Below are 19,783 nucleotides of genomic sequence, written 5' to 3'. Positions count from 1 at the left end.
TTAGCGGAAAGTGCGTCGCCCGACAAGTGGCATGGGCGTGAAACGATCGTATACGATCGACGGATCATAGGATAACAAGCTGGAAACAGCAGGCTGGAACCAGCCAGAAGGGGAATTTGGAAAGACGATGCGCAGCGCCCTGATCCTCGCCGGACTCGCCACCCTGTGCCCGCCGGCCGCCGTCGCCGCCCGGCCGGCCGCCCAGGCCGTCGCCCGGCCGGCGACCCCGTCGGCCACCCCGTCGGCGCCGCTGACGCTGGAGCGCATCTTCGGCGACCACGCGATTCCGATGGATCATGTCGAGGGCGGCGAATGGACCGCCGACGGCAGCGGCTATGACGCGATCGAACCGTCGAAGGATGTCGAGGGCGGGACCGACCTCGTCCGCTACGATGTCGCGCGCAACGGCCGCACGATCATGGTCGCGGCACGCGACCTCGTGGTGCCGGCGACGGGCAAGTCGATCGCGATCCAGGATTATGCCTGGTCGGCGGACGGCAAGAGGCTGCTGATCTTCACCAATGGCGCGCGCTTCCGCCGCACCCGCGCGCTCGGCGACTATTGGCTGTTCGATCTGGCCGCCAGAACGCTGCGCCGGATCGGCGGTGACGCGCCGCCGGCCAGCCTGATGTACGCCGGCTTCTCGCCCGACGGCAGCCGGATCGCCTATGTCCGCGGCAACAACCTGTATGTCGAGCCGACCGCCGGCGACGCACCGCCGCGCCAGTTGACCCGCGACGGCAACGACCTGATCGTCAACGGGCTGGGCGACTGGGTGTATGAGGAGGAATTCGGCCTTGCCAGGGCCTGGTCGTGGAGCCCGGATTCGAAGACCATCGCCTTCTGGCGGTTCGACACGTCCGGGGTCGGCACCTTCTATATGGTCAGCAACACGGTCGGCCAATATTCCCGGCCGATCCCGCTGCAATATCCCAAGGTCGGTACGACCAACTCCGCGGTGCGCGTCGGCACGATAGACGTCGCCAGCGGTGCGACGCACTGGATCGCGCTCGCCGGCGATCCGCGCCAGACCTATGTGCCGCAGATGAGCTGGGCCGGCACCAGCGGCAAGGTGTTCCTGCAATATGCCAATCGCCTGCAGAACAATTATCAGCTGCTGCTCGCCGATCCCGCGAGCGGCACGACGCGCCCCGTGTTCACCGAGCGCGACGCCGCCTGGGTGGAGGCGAACGACGATCCGACCTGGCTCGACGGCGGCCGGCGCTTCACCTGGCTGAGCGAGCGCGACGGCTGGCGGCATCTCTATGTCGCCTCCGCCGACGGCAAGCGGATGGATTTGCGCACCCCGGGCAAGTTCGATGTCGTCAGACTGCTGCGCGTCGACGAGGCGCAGGGTTGGGCCTGGTTCACCGCCTCGCCCGACGATCCGACGCAGCGCTATCTGTATCGCGCGACGCTGACGGGCACGCCGCGGGTCGAGCGGGTGACGCCGGCGGGGCAGGCGGGGACGCACAGCTACGATATCGCGCCCGGCGCGCATTGGGCGCGGCATACCGTGTCCGCCATCGACCGCGCGCCGGTGACGGAGATGATCGATCTCACCACCCAGGCGACCGTCCGCGTGCTCGCGCGCAACACCGCCTTGCAGGACGTGATCGCGCACGAGCCGCTCGGGCCGACCGAATTCACGCGGCTCGATCTCGGCAAGGGGGTGTCGGTCGACGCCTGGATCATGAAGCCCGCCGGCTTCGATCCCGCCAAACGCTATCCGGTGCTGTTCCAGGTCTATGGCGAGCCCTGGGGGCAGACGGTGGCCGACGCCTGGGGCGGCAACACCGCCTTGTGGCACCGCATGCTCGCCGAACGCGGCTATATCGTCGCGAGCATCGATCCGCGTGGCACCAACACGCCGCGCGGCCGCGACTGGCGCAAGAGCATCTATCGCCGGCTCGGCGTGATCGGGCCGGAGGATTATGCCGCCAGCGTCCGCAAGCTCATCGCCGAGCGGCCCTATATCGATCCGGCGCGGATCGGCATCTGGGGCTGGAGCGGCGGCGGGTCGAGCACGCTGCACGCGATGTTCCGCTTCCCCGACCTGTTCCGCACCGGCATCGCCGTCGCCGCCGTGTCGGACCAGATGCTCTACGACACCATCTATCAGGAGCGCTACATGGGGCTGCCGTCGGACAATGCCGCCGGTTACAAGGCGGGATCGCCGATCACCTATGCCGACGGGCTGAAGGGCAATCTGCTGATCATCCATGGCACCGGCGACGACAACGTCCATTACCAGAACCTCGAACAGCTCGAGGATCGGCTGATCGCCGCCAACAAGCCGTTCACGATGATGGCCTATCCCGACCGGACCCACGGCATTTCCGAAAAGACCGGGACCAGCCTGCACCTCTATTCGCTGATGACCCGCTATCTCGAAACCAACCTGCCGCCCGGCGGCCGGTAATGGCGCTCAGAGCGGCAGGCTCGGCTGCACCTCGTCGGCGTCGGCGTCGGCCGCCTCGCGCAGGATGCCCGACAGCGTCAGGCCGAGCAGCCGCACGCCGTCGGGCACCGGCAGTTGTGCGTCGAGCAATTCGTCGCCGATACGGAGGAAGTCGGCCTCGCTGGTCACCGGCAGGTTGAGCGAGCGCGCCCGCGTCACCGTGCGGAAGTCGGCGTGGCGCAGCTTGAGCGTCACCGTCCGCCCGCGCACGCCCGAACGCTCGACCCGCACCCAGGCCGCCTCGGCGACGCGGGCGAGGGCCGCATGCAGGTCGTCGCGGGCGGACAGGTTGGTCTCGAACGTCCGCTCCGCCCCCACCGACTTCGCTTCGCGATGCGCGCGCACCGGCCGGTGGTCCTCGCCGCGCGCGGCGGCATAGAGATAATCCGCATACGAGCCGAAATGCGCCTGGAGGAAGGGTAGGGGCCGGTCGCGCAGATCGGCGCCGGTGAGGATGCCGAGCTGCTCCATCCGCTTGGCGGTGACCGGGCCGACGCCGTGGAAGCGCTTGACCGGCAGCGACGCGACGAATGCGGCGCCCTTGTGCGGCGGGATGACGCAGAGCCCGTCGGGCTTGTTCTGGTCTGAGGCGAGCTTGGCGATGAACTTGTTGTAGCTCACCCCGGCCGAGGCGGTGAGGCCGGTGTCGGCGCGGATGCGCGCGCGGATTTCCTCGGCGATCGCGCTCGCCGAGCCGAGGCCGCGCACGTCGGCGGTGACGTCGAGATAGGCCTCGTCGAGCGACAGCGGTTCGATCGCATCGGTATAGTCGGCGAAGATCGCGCGGATCTGCTGCGAAACGGCATGATAGACGTCGAAGCGCGGCCGCACGAACACCAGGTCGGGGCAGCGGCGCAGCGCGGTCACCGAGGGCATCGCCGAGCGGACGCCGAAGGCGCGCGCCTCGTAGCTCGCCGCCGCGACGACGCCGCGCGCGCGCGATCCGCCGACCGCGACCGGCTTGCCACGCAGCGCCGGATCGTCGCGCTGCTCCACCGATGCATAGAAGGCGTCCATGTCGACATGCACGATCTTGCGGGTGGCCGACGTGGGTTCACGCTGGTAAATCAACGACCTCGCCCTGGCTTCGACTGGCGGGCGTCAGGCGAACACGCGCCACGCCGCGACTTCGGGGTCTACCCGACGATCGCGCAGGATGCCAGTACGAACAAGAACAAACCGCGAATACCGCGGCGTCCGAGGCAGCGAAGACATCCGCGACACGCTCCTCCGCTTCCCGGCGAGGGAAGGGCAGGGGGCTGTCCCGGGAGCATGGCCGTTCAAATTTCCAGCGCCGCCGGAGCCACGGTCCCGCCACCGTATCCGGCGCGCGTGGACCGTAATCATGTGAATGTTCTCAACATGTTGTGAACGCTTTGCGGCTATTTGAGCAAGCAAGGACATGCAAAACGATGCTCGAGTGGTTGCCTGAACTGAAATCTCGTCGGTTACCGCCATCGGACGCGTTCCTGCTCGAACAATATGCCGCGTTACGGCGCCAGATCCCGTTGATGTACGCGCTGATGTTCATCAACGTCCTGTTCCTCGGCATCGAATCCTTCCGCGACGTGCCGTTCGGCATGAGCTTTGGCATTCCGATCCTGTTGTCGCTGGTGATCGTCGCGCGGGCCTTGCTGTGGATGCGGCGCCGGTCGATCGTGGCGCGGCCCGATCAGGTCCGCCGCTACATCCGCGGCACGATCGTCACCGCGACGCTGCTGAGCATCGTGTTCGGCCTGTGGGGATCGCTGCTCTTCTCGGAGGCCGAACGCGTCCGCAGCGTGGCGATCTCGCTCTACGTGTTCGTCGGGGCGATCAGCTGCTGCTTCTGCCTGCAGGCGCTGCCGAGCGCGGGCTATCTGGTGTTGCTGTTCGGCGTCGTGCCGGTGATCATCCGGCTGTTCATCGCCTCGGACTGGTCGCTGTTCAGCGTGGGCGCGAACTTCCTGATCGTGGCGATCCTGATCCTGCGCACCCTGGCCACCAACCACGCCGGCTTCCGGCAGGTGCTGGAATCGCGGTCGGACATGCTGGCCGAGCAGGAGCGTGCGCAGGCCGCCGAGCTCGCGGCGCAGACCCTCGCCTATGAGGACGCGCTGACCGGCCTGGCGAACAGGCGGGCGCTCAGCGAGCATCTCGACACGGTCTTCCTGTACCGCGACCCACAGGCGCAACTCTATCTCTTCATGCTCGACCTCGACATGTTCAAGGGCGTCAACGATGCCTATGGCCATGGCGCCGGCGATCGCCTGCTCAACGCGGTCGCGGCGCGCCTGACGACGATCGTCGCGGACACCGGCCGGGTTTACCGGCTCGGCGGCGACGAATTCGCCATCACGCTGCAGGTGCACGGGGACGGCGCCGACGTGGCCAATGCCATGGCGGACCGGCTCGTGCATGAGATGGCCGCGTCGTTCCCGATCGACCGGTTCGCGCACCATATCAGCGCCAGCATCGGCATCTCCTGCGTCCCGGCCGATGCCAGCTGCCGCGAAGGGCTGATGCAGCACGCGGATATCGCGATGTACGACGCCAAGTCGCGCGGTCGATCGTGTCACCGCTTCTTCGAGCCGAGCATGGGAGCGGCGCTCGCTTCCCGCGCCGCGCTCGAACGCGAGATGCGCGCCGATTTCGGCCCGACAGCGTTCCGGCCGCATTACCAGCCGATCGTCGACCTCGCCACGGGCGGCATCGTCGGCTTCGAGATGCTGGCACGCTGGCAGCGTGCCGACGGGACGATGGTCGAGCCCAGCCGCTTCATTCCGCTGATCGAGGAATGCGGCCTGATCGACGAGCTGATGCTGCAATTGCTCGAACAGGTCTGCCGGGACGCGAGCGGCTGGCCGCCGGCGCTGACCATCGCGATCAACCTGTCCCCGATCCAGTTCCGCGACCCCTGGCTGTCGGAAAAGATCCTGGCGGTGCTGACCCGGCAGGGCTTTCCCGCCCGGCGCATCTGCCTGGAGATCACCGAAAACGCCCTGATCGCCGACCCGGTGGCGGCGCAACGGACCATCGAGTCGCTCAAGAACCAGGGCATCTCGCTCGCGCTCGATGATTTCGGCACCGGCTATTCGTCGATCAAGCACCTGCGCATGCTGCCGTTCGACAAGCTGAAGATCGACCGGTCGTTCGTCTTCAACGTCGATACCGATACGGTCGCCTGCCGCATGATCGCGGCGATCATCCGGCTGGCGGAAAGCCTGGACTTGAGCGTGGTGGCCGAAGGGGTGGAAAGCGCATCGGTGCGCGACACGCTGCGCGACCTCGGCTGCCAGGAGGCGCAGGGCTATCTGCTCGGCATGCCGCTCAGCGCCGCAGCGACCGGCCGATTGCTGAAAGACAGCGGCGCGCCCACCCTGGCGAGACAGGCGCGCACCTGATCGTTCGGGCAATCGAATTCCCGCGGCGTGCTGTCGTTCAACGCACCTCAAGGAATCATGCGAGATCAGGTTATCAAAAACTCTCCTGATCCAGTCCCTGATTGAGCGCCCGCGGGCCTAATGTGGCACCGCAGCAACAGCTGAATCTCAAAAGCTTAGCTGCGGTGCGCAGCCGCTTGCCGCCGGTCCCCGGCGACATAAAGTGTCGCGTATCGGAGAGGTGAACAGGCCCTCCGAAACGGGGGAAAATCATGACACGCAGAAAGTTGCTCGCGGGGCTGTCGCTGTCCGCATCCATGCTGACCCTCACCACCGGGGCGGGCGCGCAGGCGGTCCAGTCGGCACCGAGCCAGGAAGCCACCAACGATACCCAGGCCGCCGCCGACGCCGAGCCAGGCGAGCAGATCGTCGTCATCGGCAGTCGCGCGCCAAACCGCACCGTCGCCGACAGCCCGGTGCCGATCGACGTCATCTCCGACAGCGCGCTGCAGAATTCCGGCTCGGGCGAGATCAACAAGACGCTCAACCAGCTCGTGCCCTCGTTCAACTTCCCGCAGCCGTCGATCGCCGACGGCTCCGACGTGACCCGCCCGGCGACGCTGCGCGGGCTCAACCCCGACCAGACGTTGGTGCTGCTCAACGGCAAGCGCCGCCATGTCTCCGCGCTGCTCAACATCAACGGCACGGTGGGCCGCGGCGCCGCGGCGGTCGACATGAACATGATCCCGGCGCTCGCCATCCAGCGGATCGAGGTGCTGCGCGACGGCGCCTCGTCGCAATATGGGTCGGACGCGATCGCCGGCGTCATCAACGTCCAGCTCAAGACCGCGTCCTCGGGCGGCCGGGCGCAGGTGAGCTATGGCAAATACGTCACGACGCTCGACGGCGTCTCCGATTTCGACGGCCTGAGCGGCGCGCAGCCGGCGCTCGACACGACCGATCCGCGCTATCTCCAGGCGAACAGCTCGGGCGAGCGCAAGGCGCGCGACGGCATCTTCACGACCTTCGGCGTCAACGTCGGCCTGCCGGTCGGCGATGGCGGCTATTTCAACTTCACCGGCGAATATCGCGATCGCAATTTCACCAACCGCCAGGGCTATGACCTGCGCCCCAATTACGTCCGACCGACGGCGACGACGTTCGACCCGCGCGAGGCGAGCTTCAACCGGCTCGACTTCCGCTACGGTGATGCCAAGACCGAGGATTTCAACTTCCTGATCAACACCGGCCTGCCGCTCGGCTCGGCGGACTTCTACGGCTTCTTCACCTATGGCCATCGCGACGGCCTGTCGGCGGCGAACTTCCGCCAGCAGTCGGCGGCGACCAACCGCGACTTTTCGGCGATCCTGCCGGGCGCGACGCCGACCAGCGGCAATTTCGTCGGCCTGACGCCGGACGGCTATCTGCCCAAGATCCAGTCCAACATCGACGACATGTCGGCGACCAGCGGCATCCGCGCCGATATCGCCGGCTTCAAGGGCGACTTCTCCGTCGGCTTCGGCCGCAACGAGCTGAACTATCGCACCGAGGACAGCGTCAACGTCTCGTTTGGCCCGCAGAGCCAGCGGTCGTTCGATGCCGGCGGGCTCGCCTTCTCGCAGATCCTGGCCAATGCCGATCTGGCGCGCCAGTTCGACCTCGGGCTGGCCGGGCCGCTCTCCTTCGCCTTCGGCGGCGAATATCGCCACGAACTCTATCAGATTCGCCCCGGCGATCCGCAATCCTATCAGACCGGCCCGTTCTTCCAGGCGTCGCGCGCGACGACGCAGGGCAATTGCAGCGTGCTTGGCGGCGTCTACGCCGGGGGCATCTGTTCCTTCCCGGGCCGCACCGCCGCCGCCGGCGCACAGGGTTTCGGCGGGCTGCCGGCCTCGGCACGCACCAACGTGAACCGCGACAGCTTCGCCGGCTATGTCGAGTTCGACGCCGATCTGTTCACCGGCCTGACCGCGACCGCCGCAGGCCGCTACGAACATTACAGCGATTTCGGCGACACGCTGAACGGCAAGCTGGCGCTGCGCTACGAGTTCGTGCGCGGCTTCGCGATCCGCGGCTCGGTCTCGAACGGCTTCCGCGCGCCGTCGCTGCACCAGCAGTTCTTCACCACCACCTCGACCAACTTCCTCGCCGGCGTGCCGGTCGATGTCTCGACGGTGGCGGTCAGCAGTCCGGTGGCGCGTGCCCTCGGCTCCAAGCCGCTCGATCCGGAAAAGTCGCTCAATCTGTCGGGCGGCGCGACGCTCAATCCGTTCCGTAACTTCAACGTCACGGTCGATTACTTCCACATCAAGATCAAGGATCGCGTCGTGTTGTCCGAGAACCTCGGCGCGGCGGGCGTCGGCACGGCAGCGCAGAACAGCGCGGTGCAGGCGGTGCTGGCGGCGAACGGCTTCAGCAACGTCGGCGCGGCGCGCTTCTTCATCAACGGTCTCGACACGACGACGCAGGGTGTCGACGCGGTCGCGACCTATCGCGTCAATCTGGGCGGCCTCGGCGCGTGGAACGTCTCGGCCGCGTACAATTACACCAAGAACCAGATCGACGAGCGGCTCAACAACCTGGGGCCGCTCGCCCAGATCCCCGGGCTGGTGCTGTTCGGCCGGGTCGAGGGCATCCGCTTCGAACGCGGCCAGCCGCGCAGCAAGGTGGTTCTCGCCACCGACGGCAAGATCGCGGGGGTAGGGGTGTCCGCGCGCACCACGCGCTACGGTTCGGTGATCTCACCCGAGACGACCGCGCCGCTCGGCGCCGACGCGCTCAGCCTCACCGCCTTGGGGCCGGACGACCAGGTGCTCCGCCCCAAGTGGATCACCGACTTCTCGCTGAGCTATGAACTGCAGGGCGTGCAGTTGACGCTCGGGGTCGACAATGCGTTCGACGTCTATCCGGATCGCCGGCCCTACGGCCTGCGTCCATCGGGGGTGGGTGGCAGCTATCCGGCGACCTACCAGTTCCTGCCGTACAGCAACTTCTCGCCATTCGGTTTCAACGGCCGTTTCCTCTATGCGCGGGCGGCGGTGAACTTCTGATCGGTCCGGGGCGGTGCGCGGCGCCGCCCCGTGGCGTAGCGGCCGATCGCCACATCGCCGTTCGATGCGCAGCGCCTCGGCTCCCGCACCGGGTGTCGAGGCGTTGCTGATCACGCCTTCGGAAGCCAAGCGGTGGCATGGGCCGGCTCAGCGCTTTGGCGTGCTGCGATCCTGCGCGGACGGTGTAGGGCGTGGCGGGGCGCGACGCTCCAGAGGATGAAGACGATGGCGAAAAGCCAGCACAAGTCGAACAAGGAAGCCCGCAAGCCCAAGGCGGTGAAGGTCAAGACGATCGCTGCCAACGCCTCGACGAAGGACAATCCGGTCGCGATGGTGACCATCCGCAAATAACGGTGCTACGGGCGGCGTGGTCCAATCCGGACACCGCCGTCATCGGCGCGTCGGTCGTGAGACAAGGCTGAAGATTGGACGGCTGGATCGCCGCAATGGCGAAAATGGCTCCCTGAGTAGGATTCGAACCTACGGCCGCTCGATTAACAGTCGAGAGCTCTACCGCTGAGCTATCAGGGAACGTTGCGTCGTGGAGGGGGTCTATAGCCGCCAAAAATCGGAGTGCAACCCCGTTGTCACCTTTTTCCACAGCTTCGTGTCAGGAGACGAACTGCTCCATCGTGATCCGGTCGTCGAGCGCATGCTCGGGATCGAACAGCAGCGTCAGCTCGCGCGCGCGGTCCATGCAGATCGCGACCTCGGCGACATCGCGGAACTCGCGCTGGTCGGCGACCGCCGAGACCGGGCGCTTGGCCGGGTCGAGCACGCGCAACGTGATTCGCGCCTTGTCGGGCAGGATCGCGCCACGCCAGCGCCGCGGGCGGAACGGGCTGATCGGGGTCAGCGCCAGCATGTTCGACCCCAGGGGCAGGATCGGTCCCTGCGCCGACAGATTATAGGCGGTTGATCCCGCCGGGGTCGCGACGAGGATGCCGTCGCAGGCAAGCTCGGGCATGACGATCCGGTCGTTGACCGTCACTTCCAGCTTCGCGGTCTGCCGCGTCTCGCGCAGCAGCGACACTTCGTTGATCGCCGGGGCCTGATGGACGCGGCCATCGATGCCGGTGATGGTCGCGGCGAGCGGCGTCACCTTGAACGACTTGGCGCGGTCGAGCCGCGCGGCGATACCGTGCCGCCGCCATTCGTTCATCAGGAAGCCGACCGTCCCCAGGTTCATGCCGAACACCGGCACCGGCGGCCCGCGCCGGTCGAGCAGGCTGTGCAGCGTCTGCAACATGAAGCCGTCGCCGCCGAGCGCGATGATGACATCCGCCTCGGCGGGATCGACCCAGTCGAGCGTATCGGCGAGTTCCTCCGCCGCGGCCTGTGCCGGGGCGGTGGGGGAGGCGACCAGCGCCCGCCGCTCGTAGCTCATCCGCCGGTGACGCTCATATGGCGGGCGACCGCGGGGGCGGCGTCGCGGCCGATGCGGAAATCGTGCCGCGCCGGCTTGCGGGTCAGGCCGAGGTCGATCGCCTCGTCCAGCCCGCCGATGCCGCCGTCGCGCAGCGCCGCCTTCAGGTCGACCTGATCGTCATGGCCGAGGCACAGGTAGAGCTTGCCTTCCGTCGTCAGCCGCACGCGATTGCAGCCGTCGCAGAAATTGGCGGTGAGCGGCGAGATCAGGCCCAGCCGGGTCGGCGTGCCCTCGACGCGCCAGTAACGCGCCGGGCCACCGGTCCGATGCGCATCGCGCACCAGCGTGAACCGCCCTTGCAGATCCTCGAGCACGCGCGTCAGCGGCACGAACCGGTCGGTACGGTCCTCGTCGATCGCGCCCAGTGGCATCGTCTCGATCAGCGAGAGGTCGTGGCCCTCTGCGACGCACCAGCGCAGCATCGCCGGAATCTCGTCCTCGTTGAGCCCGGCGAGCGCGACCATGTTGATCTTGACCGCAAGCCCCGCGGCCTTGGCGGCGGCGATGCCGCGCAGCACCTGGTCGAGGTCGCCATGGCGGGTGATGTAGCGGAAGCGTTCGGGATCGAGGCTGTCGAGGCTGACGTTGATCCGGCGGATGCCGGCGTCGACCATCTCCTGTGCGTAAAGGTCAAGCCGCGTCGCATTGGTGGTCATCGTCAGTTCGTCGAGCCCGGCGCCGACGTGACGGCCGAGCCGCCGCACCAGGTCGCCGACGTCGCGGCGGACGAGCGGCTCGCCGCCCGACAGGCGGATCTTCGTCACGCCGCGCGCGATGAACCGTTCGGCGATGATCGCGATCTCGTCGAGGCTGAGCAATTTGGCACGCGGCAGGAAGGTCATCTGCTCGGCCATGCAATAGCGGCAGCGCAGGTCGCATCGGTCGGTGACCGAGATACGCAGATAGCGGATGGTACGACCCTGGGGATCGACCAGCGGCGAGGCGGATTGGGGGAGGGCGCTGGTCATGATGTGGAGCTAAGCGGTCAACCGCCCAGCGACAAGTCCGTTCCATTTCGGCGCACGCTCTTGCGCGCCATTGCCGCTTTGCAGTCAGCGGCTTAGGCAGGAGGCAATGGGTATCGAGGCCGAGCGGGCGACGCTGTTCATCGTTTCGGGCGAGGCCGGTGCCGGCGACTGGCCGGGCTGGCGCGTCGTCATCGACGACGGTGGCGAGGGCGTCGCCGCGCGCGCGCTGGCGAGCGGCGCGGCGCTGCTGCTCGTCGACGGGCGCGGCGATCCCGCCGGCGGGCTGGCGGGGGTCCGCGCGCTCGGCGGGCTCGCCGCGGCGACGGGCGGTGCGCTGCTCGCGGTCACCGACGACGGCCATGCGCTCGACGCGCTGCGCGCGGCGGGGGCGACCCACTTCCTGATCGACCGCGGCGACCCCGGCGAGCTGCTCCAGGCGGTCCGCTTCGCCGCACGCCTCGCGGTGCGCGAACCGGGTGAGCGACGCGGGCGCGGCATCGGCACCGGGGTGGAGGCGCGCGAGGCGGCGGCGTGGATCGGCACGCGTCTGGCCGAAGGCGCCACCGTCGGCGTGCTGATGATCGCGCTGTCGCGGCTCGACATCCTCAATGCGGCGCGCGGCCGCGCGGTCGGCGACGCGCTGATCGCGGCGGCGCGGGCGCGGGTCGAGGCGATCACGCTGGCGTTGCTCGGCCCGGCGGGCTTCGTCGCCGCGCCGGCCGGCGGCGACATGATCGTCGCCTCCGCCGCGCCGCCGGCGGTGCTCGCGACGCTCGCCGCCGCGCTCGACGCGGCGCTTGCCCAGCCGCTGCTCGTCGGCGCGCGGCAGGCGGTGCTCGGCAGCCGCTGGGGCATGGCGGCGAGCGGACCGGGAGACGATGCCGCGCGCCTGCTGCGCCGCGCGGCGGAGGCGCTGGTCGCCGCCAAGGCGAGCGACGGCGCGATGATCCGCGTTGCCGGACCCGAAGGGGCGGCGCCGCTCGATTCACTGGCGATCGACCTGCACCTCGCGATCGAACAGGGCGAGATCGACGTGCTGTTCCAGCCGCAGGCGCGGATCGAGTCACGCCGCGTCACCGGGGTTGAGGCACTGGCGCGCTGGAACCACGGCCGACTCGGCCCGCTCGGCGCCGGCGCGCTGTTCGCCGCTGCCGACCGCGCCGACCTCGGCATCGCCTTGTCCGATCATATCCAGCGGCTGGTGCTCGCCCGAGTCGCTGCTTGGCCCGCCGCCTTGTCGGCGTTGCGCGTGTCGCTCAACCTGACCGCGGGCGATCTCGGCCGGCCGGGGTTCGCCGCGCTCTTCCTCGATCGCGTTGCGGCGAGCGGCGTGCCGTTCGACCGGCTGACCGTCGAAATCACCGAGACGGGCGCGATCCGCAACCTCGAAGCGGCGGCCGATGTGCTCGCCGCGTTGCGCGCCGCCGGCGTGCGGGTGGCGCTCGACGATTTCGGCACCGGCTATTCGAGCCTCGCCTATCTCACTGCCTTGCCGCTCGATTATCTCAAGCTCGACAAGGCGCTGGCGTGCGGCATCGAGGCGACGGCGCGGCAGCGCGGCGTCGTGCGCGCGGTGATGACGCTGGCGCGCTCGCTCGACCTGCCGGTGATCGCCGAGGGGGTCGAAACCGAGACCCAGCGCGCATTGCTCGCCGCGGAGGGCTGCGCCTATCTGCAGGGCTATTGGCTCGCCGAACCGCTCGACGAAGCGGCGCTGGTGGCGATGATGGAGCGAGAGACATGCTGATCCCGATGGTGCTGCTCGCCGCGGCGGCCCCCGCCCCGGCCCCCGCCTTGGCCCCCGTGACGGCGGAGGCGGCGATCGCCACCGCGCTCACCGACAGCGCCGCCGGCTGGAGCGCGGGCGACATGCCGCGCTTCCTCGCCATCTATGCCGCGGACGCGGTCTTCGTCACCAAGGACGGTCTGGTGCGCGGCAAGCCGGCGATCGCGGCGCGCTATGCGAAGAGCTATGGCGCCGATCCCGCCAAGCGCGGCCGGCTGTCGTTCCGGATGCTCGGCTTCCGTCGGATCGACGCGGACCATCAGATGCTCTGGGCGAAGTGGCTGCTCGACTATCCCGGCGGCAAGCAGGATGCGGGGGTCACCTCGCTGTTGTTCGAGCGCCAGCCGGCGGGCTGGAAGATCGTCTCCGACCACAGCAGTTGACCCAATTCCTCCCCGGCACGGGGAGGGGGCCCTTCGGCGCCAGCCGAATGGTGGAGGGGGGCTTCCTCACAGGGTATCGATTGAGGAAGCCCCCCTCCGTCACCGCTTCGCGGCGCCACCTCCCCGTGCCGGGGAGGATTTTACCCCGCCGCCTTCGCCAGCCCCTTCGACAGCTGCAACGCGCCATGCAGCCGCGACTTGGCATCCGGCCACGCCCGTTGCAGCACCAGCTTGCTGTCCGGGCGCAGCTTCGCCACCCCGTTCAGCCGCTCGACATATGCCAGCAGCCCCGGAACGTTGGGCGGCGTATCGTCGTGGAAGCCGACCAGCACCCCGCGCGGCCCGACATCCATCTTGGCGATACACGCCTTGCGCGCGTTGAGCTTGATCTCGATGACGCGGATCAGATTGTCGGTCGCATCGGGCAGCGGCCCGAACCGGTCGATCATCTCCGCCGCGAACGCCTCGATCTCGCGGCTGCTGTCGAGTTCGTTGAGGCGGCGATACAGGCCCATGCGTAGGTCGAGGTCGGGGACGTAATCGTCGGGGATCAGGATCGGCGCATCGACGGTGATCTGCGGCGAGAAGTCGCGCGGGCGCAGCGCCATGCCGCCGGCCTTGGCATCCATGATCGCCTCTTCCAGCATCGACTGGTAGAGTTCGTAGCCGACCTCCTTGATATGCCCCGATTGTTCGTCGCCGAGCAGATTGCCCGCGCCGCGGATGTCGAGATCGTGGCTGGCGAGCTGGAAGCCGGCGCCGAGCGAATCGAGATCGGAGAGCACCTTCAGCCGCTTCTCCGCCGTCTCGGTCATCTGCCGCTCGGGCGGCGTCACCAGATAGGCATAAGCGCGGGTCTTCGACCGGCCGACCCGCCCGCGGAGCTGATAGAGCTGCGCGAGGCCGAACCGGTCGGCGCGGTTGACGATGATCGTGTTGGCCGAGGCGATGTCGATCCCGCTCTCGATGATCGTCGTCGACACCAGCACCTCGAACTTCTTGTCGTAGAAGGCGCTCATCCGCTCCTCGACCTCGGTCGGGCTCATCTGGCCGTGCGCGACGACGTAGCGGATCTCCGGCACCTCGTTGCGCAGATACTCTTCCAGATCGGGCAGATCGGCGACGCGCGGCGTGACGATGAAGCTCTGCCCGCCGCGATAATGTTCGCGCAGCAGCGCCTCGCGCAGCACCACCGGGTCCCACGGGATCACGTATGTCCGCACCGCGAGCCGGTCGACCGGCGGCGTCTGGATCACCGACAGTTCGCGGATGCCGCTCATCGCCATCTGCAGCGTGCGCGGGATCGGCGTGGCGGTGAGGGTCAGCATATGCACGTCGGCGCGCAGTGCCTTCAGCCGCTCCTTGTGGGTGACGCCGAACCTCTGCTCCTCGTCGACGATGACGAGGCCGAGCCGCTTGAAATCGATATTCTTGGCGAGCAGCGCATGCGTGCCGATGACGACGTCGATCGTGCCGCCGGCGAGCCCTTCCTTGACCGCCTTGGCCTCGCCCGCGGGGACGAGCCGCGACAGCCGCCCCATGTTCATCGGAAAGCCTTCGAAGCGGGCGCTGAAATTGTTGTAATGCTGGCGCGCGAGCAGCGTCGTCGGGCAGACCACCGCGACCTGCTTGCCCGCCATCGCCGCGACGAAGGCGGCGCGCAGCGCGATCTCGGTCTTGCCGAAGCCGACGTCGCCGACGATCAGCCGGTCCATCGGCTTGCCCGCCGACAGGTCGCCGAGCACGTCCTCGATCGCGCGATCCTGATCGTCCGTCTCGGCATAAGGGAAACGATCGACGAAGCTCGGATAGCCGCTGACATCGGGTTCGAGCACGTCGCCGGGATGCAGCGCGCGTTCGGCGGCGGTCTTGATGAGCTCGCCCGCGATCTCGCGGATCCGCTCCTTCATCTTCGACTTGCGCCGCTGCCACGCCTCGCCGCCCAATCGGTCGAGGCTCGCGCCTTCCTCGTTCGAGCCGTAGCGCGACAGCACTTCGAGATTCTCGACCGGCACGAACAATTTGTCGCCGCCGGCATATTCGACCGCAACGCAATCGTGCGGGGATTTGCCGACGGGAATCGAGGTCAGGCCGAGATATTTGCCGATGCCGTGATCGCTGTGGACGACGAGGTCGCCCGGGGTCAGCGCGGCGAGTTCGGCGAGGAAGGCGTCGGCCGATTTCTTGCGCTTGGCGCGGCGCACCAGCCGGTCGCCGAGCATGTCCTGTTCGGTGAGCACGGCGACATCGGGCGCGGTGAAGCCATGATCGAGCGGCAGCACGACGAGCGCGACGCCCGCCGACTTGCCCGTATCGGCGACGCCCAGCGCCTCCTGCCAGCTGTCCGCCGCCTTGCCGCCGTGCAGGCCATGGTCTTTCAGCAGATTACCGAGCCGCTCGCGCGCGCCGACCGAATAGCTCGCCAGCACCGGCTTCTTGCCCGCCTTGCGCAGGCCCTTGAGGTGATCGACCACCGCCTCGTAGACGTTGGCGCTGGCCGAGCGTTCGGGACCGAAATCACGCGGCCCGTCGACGTTGAAGTCGAGGACGGTGGCGCTTTCCGGCTCGTGGAACGGCGTGGTCAGATGCGCTCGCGCCGCGTCGAGGCTCGCCGCCCATTCCTTGGCGTCGAGATACAGCGTCTTGGCGGCGAGCGGCCGATAGCTGCCCGGCTGCGCCGCCTCGGCGCGCTGGCGGTTCTCGTAATAATCGGCGATCGATTCCATCCGCCCCTCGGCGGCGCCGGTGACGCCGAAGTCGCGCACCACCACGTCGTCGGCGGAGAGATGGTCGAACAGCGTCGCCAGCTTCTCCTCGAACAGCGGCAGCCAATGTTCCATGCCGGCGAGCCGCCGCCCGTCGCTGATCGCCTGATACAGGGGATCGCCGGTCGCGGTCGCGCCGAACTTGTCGCGATAGCGCGTGCGGAAGCGCTTGATCGAGTCCTCGTCGAGCAGCGCCTCCGACGCGGGCAGCAGCGTGAAGCCGTCGATCCGCCCGGTGGTCCGCTGGTCCTCGGGGCTGAAGGTGCGCACCGTCTCGACCTCGTCGCCGAAGAAGTCGAGCCGCAGCGCCTGGTCCTCGCCGCTCGGATACAGATCGACGATGCCGCCGCGCACTGCATATTCGCCCTGGTCGTGGACCGTCTCGGTGCGGACATAGCCGTTCGCCTGGAGCAGCCGCGCGAGATCGTCGCGGTCGATGCGTGCGCCCGGCTCCAGCGTCGCGACGAGCTGGCGGATGCGGAACGGGGTGAGCACGCGCTGCGTCGCCGCATTGGCGGTGGTGAGCACCAGCTGCGGCGTCTTCGCCGGCTTCTGCAACTGCCACAAGGCCGCGATCCGCTCGGCCATGATGCGCAGCGTCGGGCTGGCGCGATCATAAGGCAGGCAGTCCCACGCGGGGAAGCTGATCACCTCCAGTTCGGGCGCGAAGAACGCCGCCGTCGCCGCGACGGCGCGCATCGCCGCATCGTCCGGCGCGATGAACACCGCGCGACCCTTCGCCGCACGCGCGAGATCGGCGAGCAGCGACGGCTGGAAGCCGGCGGGGACCCCCGAAAGCGTCAGCGGGGTCTTGGCGGACAGGATCGTCTTCAGATCGGGCATCATTTTCTCGGTTAGGCGCCTTGCGGACGAAGCGCCGGGCGATGGCATGAACGATAGGGGGCGGCCGATGGAGCAGGTAACCCGCGCCCATATTCCCCGTCACCCCGGACTTGTTCCGGGGTCCACTCCGCGGCGAGGAGCAGGGTCAGTTATGCAAGCAGCCCCCTGCGGCCCGGTGGACCCCGGAATCGGTCCGGGGCGACAGGCGGAGGCGGCGAGACTTCCACAGACCCCCAACAGCGTCAGCGCACCACCGGCACGTAGCTCAGCGTCCGCATCTGCGCCATCATCGGCCCGTCCCATTCGGGCGGGCAGGGCAGCGATCCGATCGCCCAGCCCATGATGTCGACGTCCTGCTCCTCCAGCAACGCCTCGAACCAGTCGAGCTCCGCCGGAGTCCAGCCCGCGCCATGCGCGTCGAAGAAACCGCCGATCATCAGGTCGGCCTCCTTGGTGCCGCGATGCCAGCTGCGGAACTTCAGGCGTTTCAGGCGAGTGGCGTGATCCATCGACAATCCAGTGCGAATAGCCCGGCGGTCGCCGACCTGGCCTCGCAAAGTGGTACTTTGCGGGGACCCATGGCCACGCGCGTCGGGTGGGGTATAGCGGTCATGTAGTCATGCGCCCCGATATCCTCAATCCGCTGTTCGCCGAGGTCACCGCTCTCAAGGGGGTGGGTCCCGGCCTCGCCAAGCCGCTCGACCGGCTCGGCCTCGCCCGCGTCGTCGACGTCGCCTTCCATCTGCCGAGCGGCTGGATCGACCGCCTGCCGCGCGAGGAGCTCGACGCGGCCGACGCCGGCCGCATCATCGCTATCACATTGATTCCGCGCGATTATCGCACCAGCACCGGTCGCGGCCCGACGCGGATGCAGGCCACCGACGCGGCCGGCAATTGCGTGAACTTAGTGTATTTTGGCGGGTCGTCGGGCTGGGTGAAGAAGCTGCTGCCGCTCGGTGAGCCGCGCCGCGTTTCCGGCAAGCTGGAAAGCTATGGCGACACGCTCCAGATCATCCATCCCGATCTCGGCGAACCCGACGAGGTGTTCCGCGAGCGCGAGGCGATCTACCCGCTGTCCGAGGGGCTGACCTCGCGTCGCCTCGCCGGTTTCGCGGGCCAAGCGATCGAGCGCGCGCCCGAACTGGCCGAATGGATCGAACCCGGCCTCAAGGCGAAGCGCGGCTGGCCCGACTGGCGCGAGGCGTTGCAGCGCATCCACGCCGACCCTGCCGACAAGATCGCCCGCGAACGCCTCGCCTATGACGAGATCTTCGCCAACCAGCTCGCGATGACGCTGGTGCGCGCCGACACCCGCAAGCGGCGGGGCAGGGCGCTGGTCGGCGACGGCCGGCTGCGCGACATGCTGCGGCTGCCCTATACGCCAACCGGCGCGCAGACGCGCGCGGTGGCGGAGATCGAGGGCGACCTCGCGCAGACCGCGCCGATGCTGCGCCTGCTGCAAGGCGATGTCGGCTCGGGCAAGACCTTGGTCGCGGCGATGTCGCTGCTGATCGCGGTCGAGGCGGGCGCGCAGGGCGCGATGCTCGCCCCCACCGAAATCCTCGCGCGCCAGCATTACGAGAGCCTGCGCAAATTGCTCGCCGGCCTGCCGATCGAGATCGCGGTGCTCACCGGCCGCGACAAGGGCAAGGCGCGCGAGGCGACGCTGATGGCGCTCGCCAGCGGCGAAATCGACATCCTCGTGGGCACCCACGCGATCTTCCAGGATGCGGTCGGCTACAAGGATCTGGGGCTGGCCGTGGTGGACGAACAGCATCGCTTCGGGGTCGCGCAGCGCATGTTGCTGCAGGCCAAGGGCAAGGCGCCGCCGCACCTGCTGGCAATGACCGCGACGCCGATCCCGCGCACGCTGACGCTCGCGCAATATGGCGAGATGGACGTCAGCCGGCTGGACGAAATGCCGCCCGGCCGCGAGCCGATCGAAACGCGTGTCGTCTCCGAGGACCGGCTCGACGAGGTGATCAACGCGATCGGCCGCCATATGGCCGATGGCGGGCAGGCCTATTGGGTCTGCCCCCTGGTCGAGGAAAGCGAGAAGAGCGACCTCGCCGCCGCCGAGATGCGCGCCGAGACGCTGCGCAACCGCTTCGGCGAGCGGATCGGCGTCGTTCACGGCCGGATGAAGCCCGCCGAAAAGGACGCGGTGATGGAGGCGTTCGCCGCCAACCGGCTGAGCGTGCTCGTCGCGACGACGGTGATCGAGGTCGGCGTCGACGTGCCCAATGCGACGCTGATCGTCATCGAACATGCCGACCGGTTCGGGCTCGCGCAGCTCCACCAGCTCCGCGGCCGGGTCGGGCGTGGCGGCGGGCTGTCGCGCTGCCTGCTGCTGCGCGGCGCATCGCTCAGCGAGACCTCGCGCGCCCGGCTCGCGCTGATGCGCGAGAGCAACGACGGCTTCCGCATCGCCGAGGAGGATCTGCGCCTGCGCGGCGGCGGCGAACTGCTCGGCACGCGCCAGTCGGGCGAGGTGACGTTCAGGTTGGCGCTGCCCGAGATGCTCGCCGACCTGCTGCAATGCGCGCAGGACGACGCGAGGCTGCTGATCGACCGCGACGGCGGGCTGGAGGGGCCGCGCGGGCAGGCGGCGCGCGTGGCGCTGTATCTGTTCGACCGGGATGCCGGGGTGGCGCTGCTGCGGTCGGGCTGAGGTGCCTTACCGAGCGTTCCGTGTCCTCCCCGCAGGGCAGGCTAACCGCATATGGCGGCGCGGAT

12 protein-coding genes and 1 tRNA gene are annotated in these 19,783 nt (G+C 68.5%); 7 read left to right on the top strand and 6 right to left on the bottom strand.

The window, feature by feature from the left end:
- Positions 1-127: 127 nt before the first annotated feature.
- The gene (locus HD841_RS10525) at positions 128-2,422 is read left to right on the top strand and encodes a S9 family peptidase (protein WP_179508778.1); all 2,295 of its coding nucleotides are present in this window, start codon (positions 128-130) and stop codon (positions 2,420-2,422) included.
- 6 nt (positions 2,423-2,428) lie between these two features.
- On the opposite strand, the gene dinB is transcribed toward HD841_RS10525, so the two are convergent.
- Positions 2,429-3,478 (bottom strand): DNA polymerase IV, encoded by a 1,050-nt coding sequence (dinB, locus tag HD841_RS10520; RefSeq protein WP_179508880.1) that lies wholly within the window; start codon positions 3,476-3,478, stop codon positions 2,429-2,431.
- Between the two features lie 395 nt (positions 3,479-3,873).
- Here dinB and HD841_RS10515 point away from each other — a divergent pair, with 395 nt between their 5' ends.
- The 3 genes from HD841_RS10515 (at position 3,874) to HD841_RS20750 (ending at position 9,224) form a co-directional block, all read left to right on the top strand.
- Complete coding sequence (locus HD841_RS10515; protein ID WP_179508777.1) at positions 3,874-5,844, top strand: putative bifunctional diguanylate cyclase/phosphodiesterase; 1,971 nt, start codon at positions 3,874-3,876, stop codon at positions 5,842-5,844.
- Positions 5,845-6,095: 251 nt separating this feature from the next.
- Positions 6,096-8,873 carry a TonB-dependent receptor plug domain-containing protein gene (locus HD841_RS10510; protein WP_179508776.1) on the top strand — a complete coding sequence of 926 codons (2,778 nt, stop codon included), beginning with the start codon at positions 6,096-6,098 and terminating at the stop codon, positions 8,871-8,873.
- A 225-nt stretch (positions 8,874-9,098) separates the two neighbouring features.
- Complete coding sequence (locus HD841_RS20750; RefSeq protein ID WP_257015405.1) at positions 9,099-9,224, top strand: hypothetical protein; 126 nt, start codon at positions 9,099-9,101, stop codon at positions 9,222-9,224.
- 105 nt (positions 9,225-9,329) lie between these two features.
- On the opposite strand, the gene HD841_RS10505 is transcribed toward HD841_RS20750, so the two are convergent.
- The 3 genes from HD841_RS10505 to moaA all read right to left on the bottom strand — a co-directional run bounded on the left by HD841_RS10505 (position 9,330) and on the right by moaA (position 11,270).
- Positions 9,330-9,404: transfer RNA gene (locus tag HD841_RS10505), tRNA-Asn, on the bottom strand.
- A gap of 79 nt (positions 9,405-9,483) precedes the next feature.
- A complete protein-coding gene (locus HD841_RS10500) occupies positions 9,484-10,260 on the bottom strand; it encodes an NAD kinase (RefSeq protein WP_179508775.1) in 777 nt (258 codons plus the stop codon).
- On the bottom strand, positions 10,257-11,270 hold the full coding sequence (gene moaA, locus HD841_RS10495) for a GTP 3',8-cyclase MoaA (protein ID WP_179508774.1): 1,014 nt from the start codon (positions 11,268-11,270) through the stop codon (positions 10,257-10,259). The genes HD841_RS10500 and moaA overlap by 4 nt, the downstream gene beginning before the upstream one ends.
- Positions 11,271-11,376: 106 nt before the next feature.
- Between moaA and HD841_RS10490 the strand changes: the two genes are divergently transcribed.
- Positions 11,377-13,017 (top strand): EAL domain-containing protein, encoded by a 1,641-nt coding sequence (locus HD841_RS10490; RefSeq protein WP_179508773.1) that lies wholly within the window; start codon positions 11,377-11,379, stop codon positions 13,015-13,017.
- Positions 13,011-13,439 (top strand): YybH family protein, encoded by a 429-nt coding sequence (locus HD841_RS10485; protein ID WP_257015404.1) that lies wholly within the window; start codon positions 13,011-13,013, stop codon positions 13,437-13,439. Before HD841_RS10490 ends, HD841_RS10485 begins: the two co-directional genes overlap by 7 nt.
- Before the next feature lie 140 nt (positions 13,440-13,579).
- Here the strand turns inward: HD841_RS10485 and mfd are convergent, their stop codons facing one another.
- Both mfd and HD841_RS10475 read right to left on the bottom strand, forming a co-directional pair.
- A complete protein-coding gene (gene mfd, locus HD841_RS10480; RefSeq protein ID WP_179508772.1) occupies positions 13,580-17,047 on the bottom strand; it encodes a transcription-repair coupling factor in 3,468 nt (1,155 codons plus the stop codon).
- Positions 17,048-17,289: 242 nt separating this feature from the next.
- Positions 17,290-17,556 carry an FAD assembly factor SdhE gene (locus tag HD841_RS10475; RefSeq protein WP_179508771.1) on the bottom strand — a complete coding sequence of 89 codons (267 nt, stop codon included), beginning with the start codon at positions 17,554-17,556 and terminating at the stop codon, positions 17,290-17,292.
- A 110-nt stretch (positions 17,557-17,666) separates the two neighbouring features.
- Between HD841_RS10475 and recG the strand changes: the two genes are divergently transcribed.
- A complete protein-coding gene (recG, locus tag HD841_RS10470; protein WP_179508770.1) occupies positions 17,667-19,718 on the top strand; it encodes an ATP-dependent DNA helicase RecG in 2,052 nt (683 codons plus the stop codon).
- The last annotated feature ends 65 nt before the right edge of the window (positions 19,719-19,783 follow it).

It is taken from the genome of Sphingomonas melonis (assembly GCF_013409985.1).
Taxonomy (GTDB): domain Bacteria; phylum Pseudomonadota; class Alphaproteobacteria; order Sphingomonadales; family Sphingomonadaceae; genus Sphingomonas; species Sphingomonas melonis_A.
Note: the sequence above shows the minus strand (reverse complement) of the source record. Positions and strands in the feature narration are given on the sequence as shown.